This is a genomic window from Ensifer adhaerens, from assembly GCF_000697965.2.
In the GTDB taxonomy this organism is placed as follows: domain Bacteria; phylum Pseudomonadota; class Alphaproteobacteria; order Rhizobiales; family Rhizobiaceae; genus Ensifer; species Ensifer adhaerens.
This window is the reverse complement of the sequence record NZ_CP015880.1, coordinates 1,175,267-1,194,476: the sequence shown is the minus strand read 5'-3', so window position 1 is coordinate 1,194,476 and position 19,210 is coordinate 1,175,267. Positions and strand designations below refer to the sequence as shown.

Here is a 19,210-nt window from a genome sequence, read left to right as displayed (position 1 = left end):
GAAACAAAAAACCCGGCCGAAGCCGGGTATTTGGTGCGGTCGAGAAGACTCGAACTTCCACGGGTTGCCCCACAGCGACCTCAACGCTGCGCGTCTACCAATTCCGCCACGACCGCATCGTGGTAGGGCCGACTTGCGTCGGCGCGGCTGCATGTAGCAAAAGCCCCTTGAGTGCACAAGGGATGGCTGTGGACAAATTAAACGATGGCGACGGACGGGAGGGCATTCACAGTGCGGCGCGAAAAGACGGCGTTCAGCGCGCGCATTTCAGACCAGCGAACGAACCTTCCCGACGCCTTTCGAGGCTCGCTCTCGCCACGACGGGATCGTCGGCAATTCGTTCGGCATTCGCGCGCAAGATCAGCGACGGCCGCCACCCCTATTCGAACGCATGATATGGACTGGAAGACAAAGGGATGCGCCGGTTGCGCCCGGGCAGAAGGCCTTGTCAGGCGACATGTAAAACTGGTCCGGTAGCGACACCTAAAACTGGTCCCCCTTTCAGACCTTAGGAGGGACTAATGGACGTTGAGACAGGTACGAAGATCTCCGCGAGATTGGCGCGGAGAGAAGCGATGCTCGAACCGGACGAGGTGACTGCGATGCTGCGGCTCAAGAAGCTGGGGTGGGGCACGCGGCGGATCGCGGCGGAGCTGGGATGCTCGCGCACGACGGTACAGCGATACATCGAGACGGGTGGCTGGCGCGGGTATCGGCGAGCCCGCCGGGAAACGCAGCTCTCGAAGCATGAAGCGTGGGTCCGTGAGCGGTTCTTTCGCCATGGCGGCAATGCTGATGTCGTGCGGCAGGATCTGGCTCGAGAACTCGGCATTGAGGTCAGTCTGCGCACGGTTGAGCGAGCGGTCGCGGGGTATCGGCAGCAGTTGGCGGCATCGGCTTTAGCGACGATGCGCTTCGAGACACCGCCAGGCCATCAGATACAGATCGATTTTGGCGAGAAGCGAATGGAGATCGGAGGCGAGAAAGTCCGCGTCTACATCTTCGTGGCAACGCTTGGCTATTCGCGTCGCACATACGCGACGGCGTTTCTCCACGACCGTCAGTCTGCCTGGTTCGATGGGATGGAGGCAGCCTTCAGGCATTTTGGCGGTGTCACAAGCGAGGTCCTTCTCGATAATGCTGCGGCATTGGTAACACGGCACGACGCGGTGACCCGCGAGGTCGTGTTCAACGATCGGCTGCATGCCTTCTCCCGCTATTGGGACTTCCGTCCTCGCGCATGTGCACCATACCGGGCTCGTACCAAAGGCAAGGACGAGCGAGGCGTCGGGTATGTGAAGCACAACGCACTTGCCGGACACAGCTTTGACAGCATGGAAGGCCTTCACCTGCACCTTGCGTGGTGGATGCGCACGGTTGCCGATCTTCGATGCCATGGCACGACAGGCGAACCACCACTTGAGCGCTTTGTCCGCGACGAAGCTATGACGCTACACCCACTAAATGGCAGGCCGCCATTTCGTCAGATCCGAGAACTGCTGCGCAAGGTCCACGCCGATTGCGCCGTTGAGGTCGACACCAACGCCTACTCAGTCCCGTGGCGGCTCATCGGCGAGATTGTCGAGGTGACGATCAGCGGTGGCCAGGTCCGCGTATTCCATGCTGGTCAGCTTGTCGCGAGCCACGCCGAGTCACACGGGCGTCATCGTCGCCTGACGGATCCCGCCCATTTTGTCGGCGTCAGCGGCTTCGGCATGCCTGTCAAGCAAGCCGCGCAGGCCGATCCGCCCGCTCCCAAGCTGCCCGAACTTCTTCGCCCACTGTCGGAATATGAGCGGTTGATCGGAGGGCAATGGTGATGGCAGTTGATCACGACACGCTGATCGGCTGGCTGAGCCGGCTGAAGCTCACCGCCATCCGCGACCAGCTCGACAACCTTCTTGACGAAGCCTCGCGCGCGGATCTCACCATTCGCGAGACGCTCGCATTCCTGTGCGAACGCGAGATTGCAAGGAAGGACGAGAGACGCATCATCATGGCGATGAAGATCGCGCATTTCCCGCATGCACGAGATCTCGAGGGATTTGATTTCGAGGCGCAGCCCAGTGTCGATCCGCAACAGATACGAGAACTCGCCACCGCCCGTTGGGTGGCAAATGGTGATGCCTTGCTGCTGCTCGGTCCACCTGGCGTTGGGAAGTCCCATCTCGCGATTGCGCTTGGAAGAGAGGTCATCCGTCAAAACTACACGGTGTTGTTCACAACGGCGCAGGCATTGGTCGCAACGCTCGTGAGAGCACATGGCGAAGGACGCCTGGAAGAACGACTTGGGTTTCTCGCCAAGCCCAAGCTGCTCATCATCGACGAGCTTGGCTATCTTCCACTCGAGCCCAATGCAGCCCACTTATTTTTCCAGCTCGTATCGAGGCGCTACGAGCGGGGTGCAATGCTCGTCACCTCCAACCGCAGTGTCGGAGAATGGGGAACAGTGTTCGGCGACCCCGTCGTGGCAACTGCTATCCTTGATCGGTTGCTGCATCACAGCCACGTCATCACAATCCGTGGCGACAGCTACAGGCTACGAGAAAAGCGCCGTAGCGGGCTTCTACAGAAGTCCACGACGGCAGCCGGTATGGAGAGTAACTAAACACCCTTGGCGGACCAGATTTGCGTGTCGCCTAAGGACCAGTTCACGATGACGCTTGATAGGCCTAATTGGATAACACCAGGATTAAAAACAAAAAACCCGGCCGAAGCCGGGTTTTTTTGGTGCGGTCGAGAAGACTCGAACTTCCACGGGTTGCCCCACAGCGACCTCAACGCTGCGCGTCTACCAATTCCGCCACGACCGCATCGTGGTAGGGCCGACTTGCGTCGACGGGGCTGCATGTAGCAAAAGCCCCTGGGGGGCACAAGGGGATCACGACAGAATTTTGACGGGAAATGAAACTATTTCAACAGCCCGCCCAAGGAGCCCCGGAAACGCTGGACTCTTGCCTCGCGCCATCCCATGTACAGGCTCTAAAAAACAGGAATGCCGAGCGAATGCAGCGTGAAAATCTGAGCCAGGACATGTTTGCCCCTCCGGAATCACCCCCGGTTCGCTGGCGGATTGCCTCCGAACTGGTCGATTATCCGCAGGCCGTCGAGCTGATGGAGCAGGAAGCCGCGGCGATTGCCGCCGGCACCGCAGATGAACTGGTCTGGCTCGTCGAGCATCCGCCGCTCTATACGGCCGGCACCAGTGCCGACGCCGCCGATCTCGTCATGCCCGACCGTTTTCCGGTCTTTGCCACCGGCCGCGGCGGCGAATACACCTATCACGGCCCGGGCCAGCGCGTCGTTTACGTCATGCTCGACCTCAAGCGCAGGAAGCAGGACGTACGCGCTTTCGTCGCGGCACTCGAAAGCGTCGTCATCTCCACGCTCGATTCGATGAACGTTCGGGGCGAGCGGCGTGAAGACCGGGTCGGTGTCTGGGTGCGGCGCCCGGAAAAGCCTGCCCTGCCCGACGGCTCCATGTCGGAAGACAAGGTCGCCGCGATCGGCATCCGCCTGCGCAAATGGGTGAGTTTCCATGGCTTTGCGCTCAACGTCGACCCGGATCTCGACCATTTCGGCGGCATCGTGCCCTGCGGCATTCGCGGTTATGGCGTCACCAGCCTCGTCGATCTCGGCCTGCCCGTAATGATGCCGGACGTGGACATCCGCTTGCGCGAGGCCTTCGAGACCGTGTTCGGTCCGACGCGGAACGACGCGCCGTAAGCCCGTTCAACTTGCCGTTCGACGTCCAGCCTGCCGCTCACGCCAGATGATGAAGAGGCCCGAGCCAACGATGATGGCGATACCAAGCCATTTGGAGAGCGACGGAAAGTCTCCGAAGATGAGATAACCGAGCGCCGTCGCCGTGACGATCTCGAAATAATGAAACGGCGCGAGCAGCGAGACGGGTGCCGCCCGGAACGCCTTGACCACCAGCAGATGGCCGTAGCCGGACAGCGCGCCAAGCACGATCACGAGCATCCAGCCAAGCGGCGACTTCGGCAGCGACGGCACGAAATCGGCGCTGCCCATGCCGTTGCCGATCAGGATCACCAGCGCCATCGTCAATGTGCCGCCGATGCCGGCTATTGTCTGCATCGTCAGCGGCGAGTCGCCGGTACCGACAGCACGGTTGAGGAGCAGGTAGCAGGCAAAGACGAAGGCGCAGGCAACCGGCAACAGCGCGGTCAGGCCGAAAGCGGCAAAGCTCGGCTGGATGACGATCATCGCTCCACCGAAACCGACGACAATGGCGAGCCAGCGCCGCCAGCCCACTCTTTCCTTGAGGAACACCGCCGAAAGACAGGTCAGGATGAAGGGCTCGACGAAATAGATGGCGAAGGTGTCGGCAAGCGGCATGTACTTCACCGATATGAAGAAGAACAAGGCCGCGGTCGCCAGCAGTACACCGCGCAGCAGATTGGCCCAGGGCCGCTTTGGCCTCAGCGCCCGCAGGCCACCGGCGCCAAGCAGCATCGGTAGCGTCGCTACCAGTTGGAAGAAGAAGCGGTAAAAGGTCACCTGCCCCGGCGACATGCCCTCATAGACGGCCATGTATTTCGCAATCACGTCCATACCCGGCAGGATGACCATGGCAAAGAGCATGATGGCGACGCCCTGCATCACCGTGTCGGCGGGTTCGGTGGTCGCAGTTCGGGCGTCTGTCATGGGGCAAGCTCCTGTGGCCGCCGCACATTAGAGCCTACGCGTTGGTTTTCAACGGCCGAGGATGCGACGGAGAAAGAACTATCCGCGCCCTAGCCGCAATTGACGGTGTTTTTGGCGCTTCGGGGTGGTCCCTCGCCGCCCAAATGCCTATAAGCTCAGGACAATCTTCCGCCCCGGATCCAAAGGTCGGCCGTCGGCCCCCATGGTTCGGGACCTTTGAACGTGACCGTGGCAAAGGAGATGTCCATGCGCTTGTCCACCGAAACGATGATTGCCCGCCTGCGCGACACCAGCGACGGTGATACGCTGGGAGGACGCATCTGGAGGGCGCGCGACGCCGCAAATCTCAGCGCCAAGGAACTGGCCGATCAACTCGGCGTGCGCACGGAGACGATCGCGGCCTGGGAACGGGATCGGGCCGAACCCCGCACAAACCGGCTGTTCATGCTTGCAGGCGTACTCGGCGTCACCCCGGCCTGGCTGATCGCCGGGCTCGGCCGCGCGCCGGATGCCGACGCAATCGACGAGAAGGACGGCCTGCGCGAGCAGCTCGCCCTCGTCAAGAAGCTGCACGAACAGACCGGCAAGGCGATTGCCGCTCTTGAGATGGAACTCAATCGCGTTCAACAGAACATTCGATAACCTATTGCGATTCCACTTAGGGCCGCCGTTCTGGCGGCCCGACGTCATTTCAGTCCAAGGAGAAAATAGATGGATGTACGCGCCGCCGTTGCCGTTCAGGCAGGCAAGCCGCTCGAGGTCATGACGGTTCAGCTCGAAGGCCCGCGGGCCGGCGAAGTGCTGATCGAGGTCAAGGCCACAGGCATCTGCCACACCGACGATTTCACCCTGTCCGGCGCCGATCCGGAAGGCCTGTTCCCGGCGATCCTCGGCCATGAAGGCGCCGGCATCGTCGTCGACGTCGGCCCGGGCGTGACCTCGGTGAAGAAGGGCGACCACGTCATCCCGCTCTACACGCCCGAGTGCCGCTCCTGCCCATCGTGTCTGTCGCGCAAGACCAATCTGTGCACCGCGATCCGCTCGACGCAAGGCCAAGGCCTGATGCCCGACGGCACCTCGCGCTTCTCGATCGGCAAGGACACGATCCACCACTACATGGGCTGCTCGACCTTCGCCAACTACACGGTGCTGCCGGAGATCGCGGTTGCCAAGGTCAACCCGGACGCGCCGTTCGACAAGATCTGCTACATCGGCTGCGGCGTGACGACCGGCATCGGCGCCGTCATCAACACGGCACAGGTGGAAATGGGTGCGACTGCGATCGTCTTCGGTCTCGGCGGCATCGGCCTCAACGTCATTCAGGGCCTGCGCCTTGCCGGTGCCGACATGATCATCGGTGTCGACCTCAACAACGACAAGAAGGCCTGGGGCGAACGCTTCGGCATGACCCACTTCGTCAACCCGAAGGAGGTCGGCGACGACATCGTGCCGTACCTCGTCAACATGACCAAGCGCGGAGCCGACCAGATCGGCGGCGCCGACTACACCTTCGACTGCACCGGCAACACCAAGGTCATGCGCCAGGCGCTCGAGGCCTCGCATCGCGGCTGGGGCAAGTCGGTCGTCATCGGCGTTGCCGGCGCCGGCCAGGAGATCTCCACCCGGCCGTTCCAGCTCGTCACCGGTCGCACCTGGATGGGCACCGCCTTTGGCGGCGCGCGCGGCCGCACCGACGTGCCGAAGATCGTCGACTGGTACATGGAAGGCAAGATCGAGATCGACCCGATGATCACCCACACGATGCCGCTCGAAGACATCAACAAGGGCTTCGAACTGATGCATTCTGGCGAGAGCATCCGCTCGGTCGTTCTCTACTAAGCTGCTATTTTGATTCAAGGAGGCGCCGGAGACGATTGATTTCCGGCGCCTTTTTCAGTCCCGTTGAGAAGTTGATTCAAGATGATCTATGTCGACGCAGACGCCTGCCCGGTGAAAGCCGAAATCCTGAAAGTGGCCGAGCGCCACGGGATCGAGGTGACCTTGGTCGCTAATTCGGGCCTGCGCCCTTCGCGCGACCCGATGGTGCACAATGTCATCGTCTCGGCAGGCTTCGACGCGGCCGACAACTGGATCGCCGAACGGGCGCACGAGGGCGATATCGTCGTTACCGCCGACGTGCCGCTTGCCGTTCGCTGCGTTGCCGCCGGCGCACTTGTCACCGGCCCCTCCGGCCGGGTCTTCGACAAGGGCAATATCGGCATGGCGTCTGCGATGCGCGATCTCGGACAGCACCTGCGCGAGACCGGCGAGAGCAAGGGCTACAACGCCGCCTTCACACCGCGCGATCGATCCACCTTCCTCGAAACCCTTGACCGACTCGCGCGTCAGTCGAAAAAATGATCGCGCAACGGGCGGGACCATGGGGCCCGCAATCGCAGGGGCACTAGCATGGCAGCGACGACGAAGCTCAGGCACTGGCCGTTTTACACCGCCATTCTGTGCGCGCTCGCAAGCGTGCCTGTCCTCTGGTTCGTGGCGCAGCGTTTCGCCCTTGAAGGGGCAGCGATCACCTTCTTCTGCGTCTATCTCGTCCTATGCTGGCGGCGCTTGCGGATGATGACCGGTCGGCATCTGAAGACCCATGCCAGGAACACCGACGAGCCCGAGGTCGTGATCCTGCTCGTGACGTTCGGGGCAGCCGCGAGTTCGCTCGTATCCTTGTTTTTCGCGCTCAACGGCGAGAAGTCCGGCTCGGCGCTGGCGCTCGGCCTCGCCTTTGCCTCCGTTGTGCTCGGCTGGGCAACGATCCACATGATGGCGGCCATGCACTACGCCCATGTCTATTGGGTCCCAGCACCCGATGGTCCGACCACCGAACCGGCACGCGGACTCGATTTTCCCGAAACGCCCGAGCCCGGCGGCTTTGACTTCCTCTATTTTTCCTTCGTCATCGGCATGACGGCGCAAACCTCCGATGTCGCCATCACCAAGACGGCCATGCGGCGCATCAACCTGATACACGCCATCGTATCGTTTTTCTTCAACACCGTGCTCGTCGCCGCCGCCGTCAATGCGGCCGTGCAGCTTGCCGGTTGAGCATCTTTATCCAAGGAGCATCCCATGAAAGTCCTTTCGCAAAACACCACCTTCGGCGGCATGCAGGGCGTCTTTTCGCACGAGTCCGAGGCATGCAAGGGCGAGATGACCTTCGCCGTCTTTGTACCGCCGCAGGCAATCAACGAGCCGCGGCCGGTGCTCTGGTATCTCTCCGGCCTCACCTGCACGCATGCGAACGTCATGGAGAAAGGCGAGTACCGGCGCATGGCCGCCGAGCTTGGCTTGATCGTCGTCTGCCCGGATACGAGCCCGCGCGGCACTGATGTTCCCGACGAACTGACGAACTGGCAGATGGGCAAGGGTGCAGGCTTCTATCTCGATGCCACCGAAACGCCCTGGGCCGAGCACTACCAGATGTATAGCTACATCACCGAGGAGCTGCCCGCCTTCGTCAGCCAGCACTTCCGCATGGACATGAGCCGCCAGGGCATCTTCGGCCATTCGATGGGCGGTCACGGCGCCATGACCATCGCGCTCAAGAACCCGGGCCGCTTCAAGAGCTGCTCGGCCTTCGCCCCGATCGTCGAGCCTTCGACCGCCGACTGGTCGATCGGCGCCTTCGAGAAATATCTGGGCGCGGACCGCGCCGCCTGGCGCCAATATGATGCCTGCGCGCTCGTCAAGGATGGTGCGCGCTTCCCCGGGTTCCTGATCGATCAGGGCAAGGCGGACAGCTTCCTTGAAAACGGCCTGCGTCCCTGGCTGTTCGAGGAAGCGGTCAAGGGCACCGGCATCGATTTGACGCTGCGCATGCATGAACGCTACGACCATTCCTACTACTTCATCTCGACTTTCATGGACGATCATCTGCGCTGGCATGCCGAGCGGCTGATCTAGCCACCGAATGGCGCAATTTCGTATGAAAGCCGCTTTCGCGGAATTGCGCCGTCAATCTACCCGGAGCGACTGATGACCCACCTTCTCCTTGTTGGCGCCGGCGGCGCGATCGGCTCGATGCTGCGTTATCTCGTCGGTCTCTGGGCCGTTCACCGCTTCGGGTCCGGCTTTCCCTGGGGCACGTTTGGCGTCAACATAACGGGGTCGTTCCTGATCGGCGTGCTCGCCGAAGTGATCATGCGCAAGTTCGGCGCCTCGCCGGACATGCGTGTCTTCCTCATCACCGGCATTCTGGGCGGTTACACCACCTTTTCCACCTTCTCGCTGGACGCAATCACGCTCTTCGAGCGCGGCGATGTCATGCTATCGGCCGTCTATGTCATCGCCAGTGTCGCGCTTTCGATCCTCGCGGTCTTCAGCGGGCTGGCTCTGATGCGCGCAATAGTCTAAAGGCTCGTCTTACAGGCGCTGCGTATCCAGGGGACACGCGGCGCATTGCTGCATTGTCCTTCAACCGTTGTCGCTTCGAGGGCATTGTCATGCAGCAACGAAAATATTGCGGCAGCCTTTGCGCGCCTGAAGCCTCCTCTTTGCGTCATCCCAACGCAGGGGCTTCGGACCGACGCGCGACGCTGCGACCAAACAGAAGGCAGGTTCGCTCAAATGGCAGGCATAGAACACAGGCAGGTGGACGGTGACGAGGCGGGCATGCGCCTGGATCGCTGGTTCAAGGTGCATTTTCCGGGACTGGGCTTCGGCCCGCTGCAGAAGCTTTTGCGCTCCGGCCAGATCCGCGTCGACGGTGCCCGCGCCAAATCCGACACGCGGATCCAGCCCGGCCAGACGATCCGCATTCCGCCGCTCGGAGTGGATCCCAAGGAAACCAAGACCGGGCCGATCGCCGGACGCGACCTCAGGAACTCACCCGACGGCGAACTGCTGTCGCGCATGGTGCTGCACGAGGACGCCAAGGTTATCGTGCTCAACAAGCCTGCCGGCCTTGCCGTTCAGGGCGGCTCGGGCGTCAACCGACATATCGACAAGATGCTTGAAGCCTGGACCAACCAGAAGGGCGAAAAGCCGCGTCTCGTCCACCGGCTCGACCGCGACACGTCAGGCGTCTTGGTGATCGCCCGCACCCGGGGTGCAGCGCAGAAGCTGACCGCCGCCTTCCGCGAGCGCGACACCAAAAAGACCTACTGGGCGCTGGTCAAGGGCGTGCCGCGCAAGCGCGAAGACCGCATCTCCACCTGGCTCGTCAAGGAGCAGACGCCGGATGGCGACCGTATGCGCATCGCCAAACACGGCGAAGACGGTGCCGACCACGCCATCTCCTACTACCGTATTCGCGAACAGGCCGCACAGAACCTCGCCTGGCTGGAGATGGAGCCCTATACCGGCCGCACCCATCAGCTTCGCGTCCATGCACTGCACATTGGACACCCGATCCTCGGCGACCCCAAATATTTCGACGCCGATATCAACTGGAGCCTGCCCGGCGGCATGCAGAACCGTCTGCATCTGCACGCGCGCCATATCGATATTCCTCACCCGGACGGTGGCCGCCTGCGCGTGACCGCACCGCTGCCACCGCACATGGTCCAGAGCTGGAACCTGCTGGGCTTCGAAGAGAACGAGCCTGGCGAGGACGACTGATGAAACTGGCGCTTTTTGATTGTGACGGTACGCTGGTCGATAGCGGAGGCCTGATCCATGAAGTGATGGCGCGCACCTTCGAGGCCTTCGATCTCGAGCGCCCGCCCCTCTCGGCAACCAAGAGCATTATCGGCTTGACCCTCGACATTGCCATCGCGCGCCTGCTCGGCCGCGAACATGTCGACGATCAGGCGCTGGCGATGACGGCGCACTACAAGTCGATCTTCGCCGGCGTTCGCGCAGAGGCAGGCTTCCAGGAGCTTCTGTTTCCGGGTATCGCCGACATGATGCAGACGCTGTCGTCACGCGACGCACTGTTGATCGGCGCCGTAACCGGCAAGTCGCGTCGCGGCCTGACGCATATTTCCGAGACTCACGGCTTCGACCGGATCTTCTTCGTGTCCCGCACCGCCGACGACTGCCCCTCCAAGCCGCATCCGGCCATGGTGACGGAATGCTGCTTTGAAGCCGGCATCGATGCGAAGGATACGGTCGTCATCGGCGACGCGATCTACGACATGCAGATGGCCAAGGCCGCTGGAGCATCCGCCATCGGCGTCGCCTGGGGCTATGCTTCCGTTCCCGACCTCATCGAGGCGGGCGCGGATTTCGTTGCCCGGACGCCGGCCGACATCATTGAATGGATGGAACACAATCATGTCTGATATTCGCGACGAACTCAGCGGTGCGATGAGCCACGAGGATCCGGTCCGCCGCGCGCAAATCCAGATGCTGAAGCCACTACCGAAGCGCTTCTACAAGGACGTCAGCGTGGCCGCGGCCGATGGCGATACGCACGCGGTGCTGCTCGACGGCCGCACCGTGCGCACGCCGGCCAAGCAGCCGCTTGCCGTGCCGACGCGCAAGCTCGCCGACATGCTCGCCGCCGAATGGGATGCGCAGGCAGAGGTCATCGATCCCGGCAAGATGCCGATCACGCGTATCGTCAATACCGCACTTGACGGCGTCGCCAAGGACCAGCGCTCGGTCTTCGACGATATCCTGCGTTTCGCCGGAACGGACATGCTCTGCTATCGCGCCGATAGCCCGGAAGGCCTTGTCGCCCGCCAGAACGAAATCTGGAACCCGGTGATCGAGTGGGCCCAGCAGGCACTCGGCGCCCGTTTCATCCTCGCCGAAGGCGTGATCCACCAGGAGCAGCCGGAGGAAGCACTTTCCGCCTATGCCGAAGGCCTGCGCGCCTTCGCAACCCCGCTCGGCCTCACCTGCGTCCACACGGTGACGAGCCTCACCGGCTCTGCGTTGCTGGCGCTCGCCTTCGCTTCCGGCCGGATATCCGCCGAAGAAGCCTGGACGGCCGCCCATGTCGACGAGGACTGGCAGATCGAACATTGGGGAACCGACGAGGAGGCCTTCCGCCGCCGCGAGAACCGCTGGCAGGAAATGCAGGCGGTCGCCACGGTTCTTGACGCCCTGCGCTGACGACACCGGATACCACGGAATGCGAAGCGGGCTGCGTGTCTTCCGACGCGCAGCCCGCTTTCTTTTTTGTTCAATATGTCGGCGTCAGAGCGGCTCTGTTCGCGCTAACGTAACGGAAGCCAATAGCCGCAGCGTTAAGCGGCCAGCTTCAGGCCGGCGATACCGCTGACGATGAGCGCGATGCAGCCAAGGCGAACGAAGGTTGCCGGCTCTGCGAACAGGAAAATGCCGAGGATCACGGTGCCGACGGTGCCGATGCCGGTCCAGACAGCGTAAGCCGTACCGAGCGGCAGGGTCCGCACGGCGAGACCGAGCAACGCGATGCTGAGGATCATCGAACCGACGGTCAGGATCGTCGGTGTCACCCGCGTAAAACCATCCGTGTATTTGAGACCAATTGCCCAGCCGATTTCAAGAATACCGGCAAGCAGAAGAAGGAACCAGGCCATGTCAAACTCCCAAAGTTTGGAGCGAGGCCGTCCCCGCGGATGTTCGGTATCGCCTTTGCGAACCGTGCAGCCGTCTGCAACGCGGGTTCTATCTCACACTCCAGTTTCGCCGGCAAGGCGGTCAAGGGCAAATCAGCCCTGCGTCCGCGGCAAAGCTAAACCATTTCACGCTGTCGTTGAAACCATGGAAACGTGAGGGGTCTGCAAGTCTGCCCCTACGGTGCGTTGCGCTCCCGACGGAGTTTCGCCCACCATTCCAGCCGCTTGCGGATCTCGCGCTCGAAACCGCGCTCCGGCGGATCATAGAAGTTTCTGCGCCCCATCTTCTCGGGGAAATAGTCCTGGCCGGAAAAAGCATCCGGCTCGTCATGGTCGTAGCGGTAGCCGTCGCCGTAGCCCTCACCCTTCATCAGTTTCGTCGGGGCGTTGAGGATATGTTTCGGCGGCAGCAGCGAGCCGTTTTCCTTCGCCGCCCGCATCGCTGCCTTGTAGGCGGTATAGACGCCGTTCGATTTCGGCGCGGTCGCGAGATAGACGCAGGCTTCGGCAAGCGCCAGTTCGCCCTCGGGCGAGCCGAGATAGTCATAGGCGTCCTTGGCGGCGTTGCAGATCACCAGGGCCTGCGGGTCGGCAAGGCCGATATCCTCGACCGCCATGCGCACCAGGCGCCGCCCGAGATAAAGCGGATCCTCGCCGGCATCGAACATGCGGCAGAGATAGTAGAGTGCGGCATCCGGATCAGAGCCACGCACCGACTTGTGCAGGGCCGAGATCAGATTGTAGTGGCCGTCCTGGCCCTTGTCATAGACCGGCGCCCGGCGCTGGACGATGTTCTGGAGTGCTGCCGCATCGAAGATCTCGTCGCGCCGCGCCGCGCGCCAGACTTCTTCCGCCAGCGTCAGCGCAGCGCGACCGTCGCCGTCGGCCATGCGGATGAGGCTGGCGCGCGCATCCGCATCGAGCGGCAGTTTCTTGCCCTCGGACTCTTCGGCGCGCGACAGCAGTTCCTCGATACTGTCTTCGCCATGCGGCTTGAAGGTCAGCACCCGGGCTCGGGACAGGAGAGCGGCGTTGAGTTCGAAGGATGGGTTTTCCGTCGTCGCGCCGACAAGGATCACGGTGCCGTCTTCCATCACCGGCAGGAAACTGTCCTGCTGTGCCCGGTTGAAGCGATGAATCTCGTCGACGAAAAGCAGCGTCTGACGGCCGGACATGCGCCTTGCCCGCGCCGCCTCGAACACCTTCTTGAGATCAGCGACGCCGGAGAAGATCGCGGAGATCTGCTCGAAGGCGAGACCCGCCTCCCCCGAAAGCAGCCGCGCCACGGTCGTCTTGCCTGTTCCGGGCGGCCCCCAGAAGATCATCGACCCGAGCGAACCCGAAGCAATCATGCGCGACAGCACGCCATCCTCACCGGTCAGGTGATCCTGACCGGTGACTTCGGCAAGCGTTCGCGGGCGAAGCCGGTCGGCAAGCGGTCTTGCCGACGCCATTTCCGGTGGTTCGTGGGCGGTGAACAGGTCGCTCATCGGAAGAACTGACGGATGAGCTGGCCGTCGCGCTCGATCTCGACACGCCAGAAGGAGGCATCGTCGGCCATTACCTGTTCCAGCGTCTTCGACGTGTCGATCGCCGTGCCGTTGACCGACCGCACGATGTCCTTCGGCTCGAGGCCGATGCGGGCGGCGGGCGAACCGCGGTTGACCTGCATGACGACGACGCCCTGCAGCGAGGTCGACATGCGCAGCTCGTCGGCAAGGCGCGGCGACAGGTTGGCAACGACTGCACCGGCGAAGGGGTTACGACCTTCGATCAGCCGTTCATCGCGTGGCGAGGTCTCGGGCGCCCGGTCGAGCTTGATCGTCACTTCCCGCGGCTTGCCGTTTTCCGATACGGTGACGCGCGCCTCATGACCGATGCCGACCGTCGTCAGGCGATAACCGAGTGCGTCGGGATGTTCGACCTCGATGCCGTTGACGGCGGTGATCACCTGGCCGGGCTTGATACCGGCCTGTTCGGCCGGGCCACCGGCCACGACGGCGGTCACCAGCGCACCACGGGCGCGGCTGAGGCCAAGGGCTTCGGCCACTTCCGAAGTGACCGGCTCGAAGCTGGCGCCGATGAAAGGACGCACGAAGGCGCCGTTGCCACCTTCGGCCGACGCAACGAAGACCTTCACCAGATTGGCGGGGATGGCAAAGCCAACGCCGTTAGAACCGCCGCCCTTGGAGAAGATGGCCGTGTTGATGCCAATGAGCTGGCCGTTCATGTCGATAAGGCCACCGCCGGAATTACCCGGGTTGATCGCCGCATCCGTCTGGATAAAGAAGCCGAAATCACCCGAGGAGACCTGATTGCGCGCGAGCGCCGAGACGATGCCACTCGTCACCGTCTGGCCGACGCCGAAGGGGTTGCCGATCGCGAGCACGAGGTCGCCGACCTCGACTGCATCGGAATCACCAAGCGGCACGATGTCGAAGGGACCGTCCGACTGGATCTTCAAAACAGCGAGGTCGAGCCGGTCGTCCTTGAGCACGATCTTGCAGGGAAACTCGCGGCCATCGGCCAGCGCCACCTTTATATCGTCGGCGCCCTCGATGACGTGGTTATTGGTCACGACGATGCCGTTCTTGCCGACGATCACCCCGGAACCGAGCGAAGACTGCTTCTCCGAGCGGTTCGGCATGCGTTGGCCGAAGAACTCCTCGAAGAAGGGGTCACCGGAGAAAATCGAACGGCGCTCGACCACCCGCTCGGCATAGACGTTGACGACGGCATTTGCCGTCTGCTTGACGAGAGGCGCAAAGGAAAGCTGCATTTCGGTCCGCGATTGCGGAACGCTCTTGGCCTCCTGGGCCAATGCCGGACAGGCGAGAGAAACAGCGATGACGAGCGAAACAAGCGCTCTTCGACCTACGATCATGTAAAGCATTCTCCTATTCGTCGCGGCTACGTTCAGATAGGATTTCGCGGGAAAAAAGGCAAATGTTGGCGCAGGATATGCAAAGTTGCCAGCTTCACGCGCTACGCACGAAAACGTGGTTCGCAACCCCTTTCACGGTGATCGAAAGTCTGGTGAGTTCATAGAAGACAAGGCTCATAAATCACTTCGGAAAAGACCATGCCATCTTACCGCCCGCCGCGAATCGTTTCCTCCGAGATCACCCCGGAGGCCCTCTTTTTCAACCGCCGCACCTTCCTAGGGGCTGCTGCCGGCGGCGGCATGCTGCTTGCGGGCAGCGGCACGGGGCTGGCGGCCGCACTCGGCGCGCCCAAGAGCAAATACACTGTCGACGAAGACCTGACGCCGGAGGCCGACGTCACCAGCTACAACAATTTCTACGAGTTCGGGACCGGCAAGGGCGACCCTGCTGCCAATTCGAACAGCTTCAAGCCAACGCCCTGGACCGTGAAAGTCGATGGCCTCGTCGGCAAGCCGAAGGAATTCGGGCTCGAGGAACTGCTAGCGCTCCCGATCGAGGAACGCGTCTACCGCATGCGCTGTGTCGAGGCCTGGTCGATGGTGATCCCCTGGACCGGGTTTCAGCTCTCGGCCCTGCTCGACAAGGTAGAGCCGCTTGGCAGCGCGAAATATGTCTCGTTCGAAACCGTCGTGCGCCCGTCCGAAATGCCGGGACAATCCGGGTTCTTCCAGCCGCTTGCCTGGCCCTATCGCGAAGGGCTGAGACTCGACGAGGCCCGTCACCCGCTGACGCTGCTGTCCGTCGGCGTCTACGGCAAGACGCTTCCCAACCAGAACGGCGCGCCGATCCGGCTGGTTACCCCTTGGAAATACGGATTCAAGGGGATCAAGTCGATCGTGCGTATTTCGCTCACGGAAACCCAGCCACCGTCCACCTGGAACCTCTCGGCGCCGAACGAGTACGGCTTCTTTGCCAACGTCAATCCGGCGGTCGATCATCCACGCTGGAGCCAGGCAACGGAAAACCGCATCGGCGGTGGCGGCTTCTTCGGCTCCAACCGGCGCGATACCCTGCCCTTCAATGGCTATGCCGACGAGGTGGCCGGACTTTATGCCGGCATGGATCTCAGAGCGAACTATTGATCATGGCCCGCCTGCCCTCGCTCCCGAAACGCTACCATTCGGCCTCGGTCTGGGGGCTCTACGGCTTTGGTCTGCTGCCCGCCGCCTATGCATTCTATCTCGGCGCTACGGGCCAACTGCCCGGAAACCCGGTCAAGGAATTCGAACACCTGCTCGGCCTCTGGGCGCTGCGTTTCCTCGTCGCGACATTGGCGATCTCGCCGATTCGCGACCTATTCGGCATCAACTGGCTGCGCTATCGGCGGGCCTTAGGTTTGCTGGCGTTCTACTATGTGCTGATGCATTTCCTCGCCTACATGCTGCTCGATCAGCGGCTAAACTTTCCGAGCATACTGGCCGACATCGCCCGCCGCCCCTTCATCACCATCGGCATGGCCGCACTCGTCATGCTGATCCCGCTGGCGCTCACCTCCAACAACTGGTCGATCCGCAGGCTCGGTACGCGGTGGAACACGCTTCACCGCCTGGCCTATGTGATCGCCACCGCCGGCGCCGTGCATTTTTCGATGTCGGTGAAGGTCATCGGCGCCGAACAGCTGCTTTATCTCGGGCTCGTCGCCGTACTGCTTGTCTGGCGGCTGGTGCGCAAGCCGTATCTGCGGCGCAAGCGACAGGCGGCCAATGCGTCGGTCAGAACCGCCGCCGGAAGCGCCTGAGGCCATCTTCGCCTCGCCAGGACATCGACCCTCGATCGCATTTCGACGAAACGGTGACAGAACGAGCACACCGTCAAACGCACGCTAAGCAACAGCCCCAAAAGAAAAAGCGGCCGGGTGACGAACACCCGGCCGCTTCAATCTTCTGCCTTCGATCGGCTTAGGCTGCTTCAGCAGCTTCGGCTTCTGCAGCAACGCGGGCGAGATCCTTCGCGCCCTTTGCCGAGACGTCGCGGTCAACGAATTCGATGACGGCGAGCGCGGCGTTGTCGCCGTGCCGGAAGCCAGCCTTCATGATGCGCAGGTAGCCGCCGTTGCGGGTGGCGTAGCGCGATGCGATCGTGTCGAACAGCTTGGCAACGACAGCGGCGTCGCGGATCTGCGAGATCGCCTGGCGGCGAGCGTGCAGGTCACCGCGCTTGCCGAGCGTGACGAGCTTCTCGACGATCGGGCGGATTTCCTTGGCCTTCGGCAGGGTCGTAACGATCTGCTCGTGTTCGATCAGCGAAGCTGCCATGTTGGCAAACATCGCCTTGCGGTGGCTGGCGGTTCTATTCAGCTTGCGGCCGGCTTTACCGTGGCGCATGGCTATTCTCCTTCACTTGCAGGCATTCGCCCGCAGTCTAATGGTTAGTATTGGTCTTCGTAACGCTTGGCGAGATCTTCGATGTTCTCGGGCGGCCAGGACGGCACTTCCATGCCGAGGTGCAGGCCCATGGAAGCGAGAACTTCCTTGATTTCGTTCAGCGACTTGCGACCAAAATTCGGCGTGCGGAGCATTTCTGCTTCGGTCTTCTGAATGAGGTCGCCGATGTAGACGATGTTGTCGTTCTTCAGGCAGTTGGCCGAACGGACCGAAAGTTCCAGTTCGTCGACCTTCTTGAGAAGCGCCGGGTTGAAGGCGAGTTCGGTAACTGCCTCTTCCTCTGCTTCCTTCTGCGGCTCGTCGAAGTTGACGAAGACCGACAGCTGGTCCTGAAGGATGCGGGCCGCAAATGCGATCGCATCTTCACCGGTGACGGAACCGTCCGTCTCGATGGACATCGTCAGCTTGTCATAGTCAAGAACCTGGCCTTCGCGGGTGTTTTCCACCTTGTAGGACACCTTCTTGACCGGCGAGTACAGGCTGTCGACCGGGATCAGGCCGATCGGAGCATCTTCCGAACGGTTGCGATCAGCCGGCACGTAACCCTTGCCGTTGTTGACGGTGAACTCCATGCGGATCTCAGCGCCCTCGTCGAGGGTGCAGATCACATGGTTCGGGTTGAGGATTTCGATATCGCCAACCGTCTGGATGTCACCGGCGGTTACAACGCCCGGACCCTGCTTGCGCACGACCATGCGCTTTGCGTCGTCGCCATCCATCTTGATGGCGATTTCCTTGATGTTGAGCACGATGTCCGTCACATCTTCCCGGACGCCCGGGATAGAGGAGAACTCGTGCAGGACGCCGTCGATCTGCACTGCGGTGACAGCAGCACCGCGCAGCGACGACAGCAGCACGCGGCGAAGCGCGTTGCCGAGCGTCAGACCGAAGCCGCGTTCAAGCGGTTCCGCAACCAACGTTGCCTTGGTGCGGCCGGAGGAGACGAACTCCACCTTGTTCGGCTTGATCAGTTCCTGCCAATTCTTCTGGATCATGTTTTCTGCCTTCCGTTCGTTGCCACCATCCAATCGTGGCAACCGAGCCCCGAAGACCGGGAGCGCGCATCTGCGCCCTCACCGGCATATTGAATGCATATGATCAGACGCGGCGCTTCTTGCGCGGGCGGCAGCCGTTGTGCGGGATCGGGGTCACATCGCGGATCGAGGTGATCATGAAGCCCGCAGCCTGCAGCGCGCGAAGAGCGGATTCACGGCCGGAACCCGGACCGCAAACTTCGACTTCCAGCGACTTCATGCCGTGTTCCTGAGCCTTCTTGGCGCAGTCTTCAGCGGCGATCTGTGCGGCAAACGGGGTCGACTTACGCGAACCCTTGAACCCCTTGGCACCGGCAGACGACCAGGCAATCGCGTTGCCCTGTGCGTCGGTGATGGTGATCATGGTGTTGTTGAACGACGAATTGACGTGCGCGACGCCAGACGTGATGTTCTTGCGTTCGCGACGGCGAACGCGGGTGGCTTCCTTGGCCATAGGATCCCTTTCTTAGATCTCTGCACCGCCGTAATTCCAGCGGCTCCACCGGGAAAAGGATTTGACGTCCCCTGCCCTGCATCTTCATTTCCCGCAGGACGAGATATCGTCCGGCGAACATATCGCCCGGCCGGATCGGCCGAACAAAGGTCAGGCAAACGCCCTTCCAAACTGCAAAAGGAGGCCGGCGTTTGACACCAGCCTCCCAATCTCCCTTTTC

At 62.1% G+C, this 19,210-nt stretch carries 21 protein-coding genes and 2 tRNA genes; 14 read left to right on the top strand and 9 right to left on the bottom strand.

Annotated features, from left to right (window positions below; translation table 11 throughout):
• Positions 1–31 precede the first annotated feature (31 nt).
• Positions 32–116 (bottom strand) — tRNA-Leu (locus FA04_RS05730).
• A gap of 459 nt (positions 117–575) precedes the next feature.
• Between FA04_RS05730 and istA the strand changes: the two genes are divergently transcribed.
• On the top strand, positions 576–1,820 hold the full coding sequence (istA, locus tag FA04_RS05725) for an IS21 family transposase (RefSeq protein WP_246807031.1): 1,245 nt from the start codon (positions 576–578) through the stop codon (positions 1,818–1,820).
• The gene (istB, locus tag FA04_RS05720) at positions 1,817–2,608 is read left to right on the top strand and encodes an IS21-like element helper ATPase IstB (RefSeq protein WP_089046329.1); all 792 of its coding nucleotides are present in this window, start codon (positions 1,817–1,819) and stop codon (positions 2,606–2,608) included. Before istA ends, istB begins: the two co-directional genes overlap by 4 nt.
• A 120-nt stretch (positions 2,609–2,728) precedes the next feature.
• Here istB and FA04_RS05715 read toward each other — a convergent pair.
• Positions 2,729–2,813: transfer RNA gene (locus FA04_RS05715), tRNA-Leu, on the bottom strand.
• A gap of 193 nt (positions 2,814–3,006) precedes the next feature.
• Between FA04_RS05715 and lipB the strand changes: the two genes are divergently transcribed.
• Positions 3,007–3,726 carry a lipoyl(octanoyl) transferase LipB gene (gene lipB, locus FA04_RS05710; RefSeq protein WP_034804378.1) on the top strand — a complete coding sequence of 240 codons (720 nt, stop codon included), beginning with the start codon at positions 3,007–3,009 and terminating at the stop codon, positions 3,724–3,726.
• A gap of 6 nt (positions 3,727–3,732) precedes the next feature.
• Here lipB and FA04_RS05705 read toward each other — a convergent pair whose 3' ends face one another.
• Positions 3,733–4,671, bottom strand: coding sequence for a DMT family transporter (locus FA04_RS05705; RefSeq protein ID WP_234798737.1), 939 nt, complete (start codon positions 4,669–4,671; stop codon positions 3,733–3,735).
• 246 nt (positions 4,672–4,917) lie between these two features.
• Between FA04_RS05705 and FA04_RS05700 the strand changes: the two genes are divergently transcribed.
• From FA04_RS05700 to FA04_RS05660, 9 genes are all read left to right on the top strand, one after another.
• The gene (locus FA04_RS05700; RefSeq protein ID WP_034804375.1) at positions 4,918–5,313 is read left to right on the top strand and encodes a helix-turn-helix domain-containing protein; all 396 of its coding nucleotides are present in this window, start codon (positions 4,918–4,920) and stop codon (positions 5,311–5,313) included.
• A 69-nt stretch (positions 5,314–5,382) separates the two neighbouring features.
• Positions 5,383–6,510, top strand: a complete 1,128-nt coding sequence (locus FA04_RS05695) for an S-(hydroxymethyl)glutathione dehydrogenase/class III alcohol dehydrogenase (protein WP_064816987.1) — start codon at positions 5,383–5,385, stop codon at positions 6,508–6,510.
• An 81-nt stretch (positions 6,511–6,591) separates the two neighbouring features.
• Positions 6,592–7,032, top strand: a complete 441-nt coding sequence (locus FA04_RS05690) for a YaiI/YqxD family protein (RefSeq protein ID WP_034795642.1) — start codon at positions 6,592–6,594, stop codon at positions 7,030–7,032.
• A 48-nt stretch (positions 7,033–7,080) separates the two neighbouring features.
• Positions 7,081–7,728, top strand: a complete 648-nt coding sequence (locus FA04_RS05685; RefSeq protein ID WP_034795640.1) for a DUF1345 domain-containing protein — start codon at positions 7,081–7,083, stop codon at positions 7,726–7,728.
• A 24-nt stretch (positions 7,729–7,752) separates the two neighbouring features.
• Positions 7,753–8,586, top strand: coding sequence for an S-formylglutathione hydrolase (fghA, locus tag FA04_RS05680; RefSeq protein ID WP_034795636.1), 834 nt, complete (start codon positions 7,753–7,755; stop codon positions 8,584–8,586).
• Positions 8,587–8,658: 72 nt separating this feature from the next.
• Positions 8,659–9,036 carry a fluoride efflux transporter CrcB gene (gene crcB / locus FA04_RS05675; RefSeq protein WP_034795634.1) on the top strand — a complete coding sequence of 126 codons (378 nt, stop codon included), beginning with the start codon at positions 8,659–8,661 and terminating at the stop codon, positions 9,034–9,036.
• Between the two features lie 213 nt (positions 9,037–9,249).
• Positions 9,250–10,242 carry an RluA family pseudouridine synthase gene (locus FA04_RS05670; protein ID WP_034795631.1) on the top strand — a complete coding sequence of 331 codons (993 nt, stop codon included), beginning with the start codon at positions 9,250–9,252 and terminating at the stop codon, positions 10,240–10,242.
• Positions 10,242–10,907: an HAD-IA family hydrolase gene (locus FA04_RS05665; protein WP_034795628.1), complete on the top strand. Its 666-nt coding sequence runs from the start codon at positions 10,242–10,244 to the stop codon at positions 10,905–10,907. The genes FA04_RS05670 and FA04_RS05665 overlap by 1 nt, the downstream gene beginning before the upstream one ends.
• Positions 10,900–11,685 carry an ATP12 family chaperone protein gene (locus FA04_RS05660; RefSeq protein ID WP_034795626.1) on the top strand — a complete coding sequence of 262 codons (786 nt, stop codon included), beginning with the start codon at positions 10,900–10,902 and terminating at the stop codon, positions 11,683–11,685. The genes FA04_RS05665 and FA04_RS05660 overlap by 8 nt, the downstream gene beginning before the upstream one ends.
• A gap of 134 nt (positions 11,686–11,819) precedes the next feature.
• Here FA04_RS05660 and sugE read toward each other — a convergent pair whose 3' ends face one another.
• From sugE to FA04_RS05645, 3 genes are all read right to left on the bottom strand, one after another.
• Positions 11,820–12,134: a quaternary ammonium compound efflux SMR transporter SugE gene (sugE, locus tag FA04_RS05655; RefSeq protein WP_034795623.1), complete on the bottom strand. Its 315-nt coding sequence runs from the start codon at positions 12,132–12,134 to the stop codon at positions 11,820–11,822.
• Positions 12,135–12,349: 215 nt separating this feature from the next.
• Positions 12,350–13,663: a replication-associated recombination protein A gene (locus FA04_RS05650; RefSeq protein ID WP_034795619.1), complete on the bottom strand. Its 1,314-nt coding sequence runs from the start codon at positions 13,661–13,663 to the stop codon at positions 12,350–12,352.
• Positions 13,660–15,057, bottom strand: a complete 1,398-nt coding sequence (locus FA04_RS05645; RefSeq protein WP_034795616.1) for a DegQ family serine endoprotease — start codon at positions 15,055–15,057, stop codon at positions 13,660–13,662. The genes FA04_RS05650 and FA04_RS05645 overlap by 4 nt, the downstream gene beginning before the upstream one ends.
• A gap of 198 nt (positions 15,058–15,255) precedes the next feature.
• On the opposite strand from FA04_RS05645, the gene msrP reads away from it, so the two are divergent.
• Positions 15,256–16,200 carry a protein-methionine-sulfoxide reductase catalytic subunit MsrP gene (gene msrP, locus FA04_RS05640; RefSeq protein ID WP_034795613.1) on the top strand — a complete coding sequence of 315 codons (945 nt, stop codon included), beginning with the start codon at positions 15,256–15,258 and terminating at the stop codon, positions 16,198–16,200.
• A 2-nt stretch (positions 16,201–16,202) separates the two neighbouring features.
• Complete coding sequence (gene msrQ, locus FA04_RS05635; protein ID WP_034795611.1) at positions 16,203–16,856, top strand: protein-methionine-sulfoxide reductase heme-binding subunit MsrQ; 654 nt, start codon at positions 16,203–16,205, stop codon at positions 16,854–16,856.
• A 160-nt stretch (positions 16,857–17,016) separates the two neighbouring features.
• Here msrQ and rplQ read toward each other — a convergent pair whose 3' ends face one another.
• The 3 genes from rplQ to rpsK form a co-directional block, all read right to left on the bottom strand.
• The gene (gene rplQ, locus FA04_RS05630) at positions 17,017–17,442 is read right to left on the bottom strand and encodes a 50S ribosomal protein L17 (RefSeq protein ID WP_034795595.1); all 426 of its coding nucleotides are present in this window, start codon (positions 17,440–17,442) and stop codon (positions 17,017–17,019) included.
• Between the two features lie 44 nt (positions 17,443–17,486).
• Positions 17,487–18,497 (bottom strand): DNA-directed RNA polymerase subunit alpha, encoded by a 1,011-nt coding sequence (locus FA04_RS05625; RefSeq protein WP_034795592.1) that lies wholly within the window; start codon positions 18,495–18,497, stop codon positions 17,487–17,489.
• A gap of 103 nt (positions 18,498–18,600) precedes the next feature.
• Positions 18,601–18,990: a 30S ribosomal protein S11 gene (gene rpsK, locus FA04_RS05620; RefSeq protein ID WP_003536496.1), complete on the bottom strand. Its 390-nt coding sequence runs from the start codon at positions 18,988–18,990 to the stop codon at positions 18,601–18,603.
• Positions 18,991–19,210 lie beyond the last annotated feature (220 nt).